The sequence below is a fragment of the Cryobacterium sp. MLB-32 genome, assembly GCF_000738085.1.
Lineage (GTDB): Bacteria > Actinomycetota > Actinomycetes > Actinomycetales > Microbacteriaceae > Cryobacterium.
Map to the genome: position 1 here is coordinate 1 of NZ_JPRS01000705.1, position 518 is coordinate 518.

Below are 518 nucleotides of genomic sequence, written 5' to 3' on the forward strand. Positions count from 1 at the left end.
GTACACCGGCCAGAACGTGCGCATCCAGCCCATCTGGACGAGCGACTACTACATTGTGCGGATCGGAATCTGAGACCCGCTTGATATGAACATTGTGTAACACAGTGGCGTCCCGTCTATCGCGGGACGCCACTCGTGCGTTAACCTAAAGCTCTAATGTTTGCGGGTTGAGGAGAGCCGATGCACGAGGTATGCACGATCCACACCATGGATGAGTGCGTGTTCTCTGTGCGTCGTCATAGTTGTCATACAGTAACGAGCCACTCCGTGGCCTGATGGGCGTTGTCATTCGTGACAGCGTCCTTTTTTGTGTGATCGCTCGTTCCCACCTGCTTACGTCAGAAAAGCAGTTCGAATGGCTGGAAGCCGTCCAGTCTCCTTCGAAAGGGAGCGCATGCGAACACTGGTCCTCAACGCGGGGTACGAGCCCCTCGCCGTGGTGAGCTACAAACGAGCATTGATTCTGGTGATGAACCAGAAGGCGACGATCGTGCAGTCCGATCCGGGGCATCCGGTCT

1 pseudogene is annotated in these 518 nt (G+C 55.8%); it reads left to right on the forward strand.

The window, feature by feature from the left end:
• Positions 1 to 394: 394 nt before the first annotated feature.
• Positions 395 to 518, forward strand: a pseudogene (locus JF66_RS21000) (HNH endonuclease); the annotation flags it as partial.